Origin of the sequence: Burkholderia sp. BDU5, from assembly GCF_001522845.1 — a bacterium.
GTDB classification, from domain to species: Bacteria; Pseudomonadota; Gammaproteobacteria; order Burkholderiales; family Burkholderiaceae; genus Burkholderia; species Burkholderia mayonis.
In genome coordinates this window covers 86,137-92,136 of record NZ_LOWC01000085.1, presented here as the reverse complement: position 1 = coordinate 92,136, position 6,000 = coordinate 86,137, and the positions used below count along the sequence as shown (strand labels likewise).

The following is a 6,000-nucleotide window of genomic DNA, read 5'->3' as shown; positions in this document are numbered from 1 at the left end:
GCCGACGATCCTGCAGATCGAAGGGGCGAAAGCGGCGCGGGAGGTCGCGGCGGGCGGCGGCGCGGTCTGCGGGATTTAACGCGGCGGCGGCGCGCATCGATCACCGGTTGGCGTCGGCGGTTGGGCGGTTGGGCGGTTGGGCGGTTGGGCGGTTGGGCGGTCGGCGGTCGGCGGTCGGCGGTCGGCGGTCGGCGGTTGACGGTTGGCATTCGACAGTCGCTAATCGCAAATCGACGCTCATCATTCAGCGCTGCAGCCAAGCCACACGGCTCTCGCCACCACCACGATACTCAGCGATCGCGCATCCCACCATGCGCGGACCGCGCGCGCCCCGTCGTCCCGCGCACGAGCAATCTCGGCGCGGAAGTCGTCCGCGCGCGCGCCGCTGCCAGTAGCGCCTCGTCGACGCCCCCTCCCGTCTCGCGCAACGCGTTGAGCAGTTCGACCGCCAGATCCGCCGCCTCGTCGATCGGAATCGCGACGGTCGTGAGCGCCGGCCGCACGTCGTTCGCCAGATGAATGTTCGTGATCCCGACGATCGACAGATCGTCCGGCACCTGCCTGCCGCGCTCGGCCGCCGTGTGCATCGCGCCGATCGCCGGCAGATCGTTCGTCGCGAAAAGCGCGGTCAGGTGCGGCTTCGCGTCGAGCAGCCGGCGCGCTGCGCGCGCGCCGCCGTCGATCGTGTCCGGCTCGCACGCGACAGCCGCGACATCGAGACCGTGCTCGCGCATCGTGTCGACGAAGCCGTCGAATCGCGCCGCGTGCACGCCCGTCTCCGAACGGCCGCCGACGATCACGCCGACGTCGCGATGCCCGAGCGCGATCAGGTGCTGCGCCGCGAGCCGCCCCGCCAGCCGGAAATCGACCGCGACGCACGGCAGCGTGTCGGGCAGCGCGTCCGGGCGCTCCCACATGCACAGCACGACGGGCACGCCGCGCCGCTGCACGTCGAGCAGGTCGGGCAGATGCAGGTTCGCGTTCGTCACGAGAATGCCTTCGGAAATCGTCCCCGCGATCTGGTCGAGATACGCGCGTCCTTCGGACGGGTTGTCGTTCGTATTGCAAACGATCAGGAACTGCCCGTTGCGCCGCACCGCCTTTTCGACCGCCAGTGCGAACTCCGGGTAGAACGGGTTTGCGATGCTCGACACCATCAGCGCGACCGTCGGCGCGCGCCCTTCGGCGAGCGCGCGGGCGGCAAGGTGCGGCCGATAGCCGAGCGCGCGCACCGCGTCCAGCACGCGCGCGCGCGTATCGGCGCCGACGCGCCCGCGGTTGCGCAGCACGTTCGATACGGTCGCCGCGGTCACGCCCGCACGCTGCGCGACCTCATTCAACGTCGCCATCTCGTCTCTCACTATCTGAGCCGGTTATTCAATATTTGATTCGCAAATTTTTCTGGCGCACCATCGTCGCACATCGAGTCGCCGAAACACGGGCGCGGCGCATCCGCGATCGCAGGCGGTCATTTTTTTGAGCCCGATGATTAAGCGCTTAATCTTACGCGGCGCATTAGAACATGGAGTGGAGACGATGGCGAGCATTTCATTGAGGCGCGTGCAGAAAGCCTATGGAGACGGCGCGCCGGTCATCCGCGACGTCGATCTGGAGATCGGCGCGCACGAATTCTGCGTGTTCCTCGGGCCGTCCGGCTGCGGCAAGTCGACCTTGCTGCGGATGATCGCCGGACTCGAGGATCTGAGCGACGGCGAGCTGCTGATCGACGGACGGCGCGTCGACGACGTTCCCGCCGCCGAGCGCGGCGTCGCGATGGTGTTCCAGAGCTACGCGCTGTTTCCGCACATGACGGTCTACGAAAACATGGCGTTCGGCCTGAAGCTCGCGCGCACGCCGAAGCCGGAGATCGACCGGAAAGTGCGCGACGCGGCGCGCATCCTGCAACTCGACGCGCTGCTCGACCGCAAGCCGAAGGCGCTGTCGGGCGGCCAGCGGCAGCGCGTCGCGATCGGCCGCGCGATCGTGCGCGAGCCGGGCGTGTTTCTGTTCGACGAACCGCTGTCGAACCTCGACGCGACGCTGCGCGGGCAGACCCGCATCGAGATCGCCCGCCTGCACCGGCAGTTCGCGCACGCGAGCGTCGTCTACGTGACGCACGACCAGACCGAAGCGATGACGCTCGCGGACAAGATCGTGCTGCTGCACGCGGGCGCCGACGCCGCGCGCGACGGCAGCATCGCGCAGATCGGCACGCCGCTCGAGCTCTATCACCATCCGAACAGCCGGTTCGTGGCGGGCTTCATCGGCTCGCCGCGGATGAATTTCGTGCCGGCCGTCGTCGCCGCGCGCGACGTAAATCGCACGACCGTCACGCTCGCCTCCGGCGAAGCGCTGACGCTGCCGCGCGACGGCACGGCGCTGCGGGCCGGCGACGAAGTGACGCTCGGCATCCGCCCCGAGCATCTCGCGCTCGCCGACGAGCCAACGCCCGCGACGCTCACGCGCGACGTCGCGCTCGTCGAGCATCTCGGCGAGCTGAGCTACGTGCATCTCGACGAGCCGGGCGGCGCGCCGCTCGTCGCGAAAGTGCCGGGCGACGCGCGGCTGCGCGCGGGCGATCGCGTGCGGCTGCACGCGCCCGCCGCCGCCTGCCATCTCTTCACCGCAGACGGCCGCGCGGTGCCCGCGTGCGCCGACGTTCACCACTACGCATAAGGACTCGGCATGCGCATCGGCGTTTGTTACTACCCGGAACACTGGCCCGAATCGATGTGGGCGGAAGACGCCCGCCGGATGAAGACGCTCGGCATCGAGCAGGTGCGGATCGGCGAATTCGCATGGAGCCGCATCGAGCCGTCGCCGGGCGAATTCGACTGGGGCTGGCTCGATCGCGCGATCGACGTGCTCGGCGCGGCGGGACTCGACGTCGTGATGTGCACGCCGACCGCGACGCCGCCGAAATGGCTGATCGACCGCCATCTCGACATCCTCGCGACCGGCGCCGACGGCCGGCCGCGCACGTTCGGCTCGCGCCGCCACTACGATTTCTCGTCGCCGGCGTACTACGACGCGTCGCAGCGGATCTGCACGGCGGTCGCCGAGCGCTACGGCCGGCATCCGGCCGTGCGCTACTGGCAGACCGACAACGAGATGGGCTGCCACCACACGGTCGTCAGCTACTCGCCCGCCGCGCTGGCGCGCTTTCGCAACTGGCTGAAGGCGCGCTACGGGACGATCGACGCGCTGAACCGCGCATGGGGCACGGTGTTCTGGAGCATGGAGTACCGGCGCTTCGACGAGATCGACGCGCCGATCGGCACCGTGACCGAAGCGCATCCGTCGCATCGCCTCGACTATCGCCGCTTCGCGTCGGACGAGCTCGCGCGCTATCACCGGATGCAGGTCGACGCGATCCGCGCGCATTCGCCCGGCCGCGGCGTCACGCACAACTTCATGCAGCTCTTCACCGAGTTCGATCACTACGAGGTCGCGCGCGATCTCGATTTCGCCGCATGGGACAGCTACCCGCTCGGCGCGCTCGAAGAGCAATGGTTCGCGCCGGAGCTGAAGGCGCGCTGGCTGCGCACGGGCCATCCGGATTTCGCATCGTTCAATCACGACGTCTATCGCGGGATGTCGAAGCAACCGTTCTGGGTAATGGAGCAGCAGCCGGGCCCCGTCAACTGGGCGCAATGGAATCCGGCGCCGCTGCCCGGCATGGTGCGGCTGTGGAGCTGGGAGGCGTTCGCGCACGGCGCAGGCTGCGTGTCGTATTTCCGCTGGCGGCAGGCCCCGTTCGCGCAGGAGCAGATGCACGCCGGGCTGAACACGCCGGACAACGCGCTCGACGTGGGCGGCCATGAAGCCGCGCGCGTCGCGCGGGAAATCGCCGCGCTGCGCGACGCCGCCGGCGCCGGCGCCGATGCCAAGGTTCGCGCGCAGGTCGCGCTGATCTACGACTACGAAGCGACGTGGCTGTTCGGCGTGCATCCGCAAGGCGCGGATTTCCACTATCCGCGCTTCGCGTTCGAGTACTACTCGGCGCTGCGCGCGCTCGGCTTCGACGTCGACGTCATTCCGGCCGGCGCGCCGCTCGACGGCTACCGGCTGATCGTCGTGCCGCCGCTGCCCGTCGTGCCGGACGGTTTCGCCGCTCGGCTCGCGGCGTCGAACGCGCATGTCGTGCTCGGGCCGCGCAGCGGCTCGAAGACACGCGATCTGCAAATCCCGCCGACGCTGCCGCCCGGCCTGCTCGCATCGATCGTGCCGATCCGCGTGTGGCGCGTCGAGTCGCTGCGGCCGAACGTCGTCGAGCGCGTCGACGGCGCGTTGCGCGACGGCACGGCGTTTTCGGGCTTCGCGCGTCACTGGCGCGATCTCGTCGAGCTGCGCGACGGCGCGCACGGCGACGTGCGCGCGCGCTTCGCTGACGGCCATCCGGCATGCATCGCGCACGGCCGGCTGCATTACTGGGCCGCCCTCTTCGACGAAGGCACGACCGAGCAGCTCTTCGCCGACGTTGCCGCCGAAGCGGGACTCGCGCCCGCGCCGCTCGGCGACAGCGTCCGCGTGAGCCGCCGCGGCGGACTCACGTACGTCTTCAACTACGGCGACGCGCCGCACACGATCGACGCGGTCCCGCCGTCGGCGTTCGTGCTCGGCGACGCGCAGGTCGAGCCGCGCGGCGTCGCGGCCTATCGCGGCTGACGGCGTCGGCAGTACCGGCGCCGCGCGGCGTCGTCCATCCACACCAACATCGGAGACACACATGAACCATCGCCCCATCCGCTTCATTGCCGGACTCGCGGCGACGGCCGCCGTCGCGGTCGCGTCGTTCGGCGCCGCGTCGCCCGCCGACGCCGGCACGCTCGCGATCAACATCGCGTTCAAGGGCGCGAGCCAGCGCGCGGTGTGGCAGTCGACGCTCGACGCGTTCCACAAGGCGCACCCGGACATCGACGTAAAGGCGACCTTCGTCGACGAAGAGGCATACAAGGTCCAGTTGCCGGCGTGGCTCACGACAGTCGCGCCCGACGTCGTCAACTGGCACGCGGGCGAGCGGATGGCGTACTACGCGCGGCGCGGCCTGTTCGAAGACCTGAGCGCCGACTGGGCGAAGAACGGCTGGAACGCGATGTATGCGTCGACGCGCGACGCGTCGTCGTACAACGGCAAGCAGTACGCGGCGCCGACCGTCTACTACTCGTGGGGCCTCTTCTACCGGAAGGATCTGCTGCACAAGGTCGGCATCGCCGACGAGCCGAAGACCTGGGATCAATTCCTCGCCGCATGCAAGAAGCTGAAGGCGGCGGGGATCACGCCGATCGCGATCGGCGGCCGCGATGCGTGGACGCTCGCCGGCTGGTTCGACTATCTCGACTTGCGGATCAACGGCAACGCATTCCATCAGCGGCTAATGGCGGGCGACGTGCCGTACACCGACCCGCGCGTGAAAAAGGTGTACACGACGTGGAAGTCGCTGATCGACGCCGGCTACTTCGTCGACAACGCGCTGTCCTACGATCTCGACGGCGCGCAGCCGTTCCTGTTCCAGGGCAAGGCGGCGATGATGCTGATGGGCACGTTCATCGCGGCGGGCTTTCCGCAGAACGTGAAGCCGCAGATGGGCTACTTCCAGTTTCCGATCATCGATCCGTCGGTGCCGACCGCCGAGGACGGCCCGGTCGAATCACTGCACATCCCGACGAAAGCAAAGAACAAGGCCGACGCGCGCACGTTCCTCGCGTTCGTCGAAACGCCGGAGATCGGCGCGAAGCTCGCGGAAGGGCTCGGTTCGCTGTCGGCGAACAGCAAGTCGCCGGAACCCGACGATCCGATCTCGCGCATCGGCTTCCGGATCCTCGCCGGCACGAAGGGCGGCGTCGCGCAGTTCTACGATCGCGACATGACGAAGGAAATGGCCGACGAGGGAATGAAGGGCATGCAGCAGTTCATGGCCAATCCCGCGCAGCTCGACGCCGTGCTCGCGCAGCTCGAACAGACCCGCAAGCGGATCTACAAGAAGTGATTCGGCGGCGG

Annotated in this window: 4 protein-coding genes; 3 read left to right on the top strand and 1 reads right to left on the bottom strand. The window is 68.9% G+C overall.

Features of this window, described 5'->3' with window-relative positions; all coding sequences use genetic code 11:
* Positions 1–290: 290 nt before the first annotated feature.
* Positions 291–1,349 (bottom strand): LacI family DNA-binding transcriptional regulator, encoded by a 1,059-nt coding sequence (locus tag WS69_RS14965; protein WP_059471531.1) that lies wholly within the window; start codon positions 1,347–1,349, stop codon positions 291–293.
* A 187-nt stretch (positions 1,350–1,536) separates the two neighbouring features.
* Here WS69_RS14965 and WS69_RS14960 point away from each other — a divergent pair, with 187 nt between their 5' ends.
* The 3 genes from WS69_RS14960 to WS69_RS14950 all read left to right on the top strand — a co-directional run bounded on the left by WS69_RS14960 (position 1,537) and on the right by WS69_RS14950 (position 5,989).
* The gene (locus tag WS69_RS14960) at positions 1,537–2,676 is read left to right on the top strand and encodes an ABC transporter ATP-binding protein (protein WP_059471530.1); all 1,140 of its coding nucleotides are present in this window, start codon (positions 1,537–1,539) and stop codon (positions 2,674–2,676) included.
* A gap of 9 nt (positions 2,677–2,685) precedes the next feature.
* On the top strand, positions 2,686–4,668 hold the full coding sequence (locus WS69_RS14955; protein WP_059471529.1) for a beta-galactosidase: 1,983 nt from the start codon (positions 2,686–2,688) through the stop codon (positions 4,666–4,668).
* A gap of 61 nt (positions 4,669–4,729) precedes the next feature.
* Complete coding sequence (locus tag WS69_RS14950; RefSeq protein ID WP_059471528.1) at positions 4,730–5,989, top strand: ABC transporter substrate-binding protein; 1,260 nt, start codon at positions 4,730–4,732, stop codon at positions 5,987–5,989.
* The last annotated feature ends 11 nt before the right edge of the window (positions 5,990–6,000 follow it).

Coding starts and splice junctions, on each gene's coding strand:
- WS69_RS14965 (WP_059471531.1), bottom strand. CDS start 1,349: ATGGCGACGTTGAATGAGGTCGCGCAGCGTGCGGGCGTGACCGCGGCG.
- WS69_RS14960 (WP_059471530.1), top strand. CDS start 1,537: ATGGCGAGCATTTCATTGAGGCGCGTGCAGAAAGCCTATGGAGACGGC.
- WS69_RS14955 (WP_059471529.1), top strand. CDS start 2,686: ATGCGCATCGGCGTTTGTTACTACCCGGAACACTGGCCCGAATCGATG.
- WS69_RS14950 (WP_059471528.1), top strand. CDS start 4,730: ATGAACCATCGCCCCATCCGCTTCATTGCCGGACTCGCGGCGACGGCC.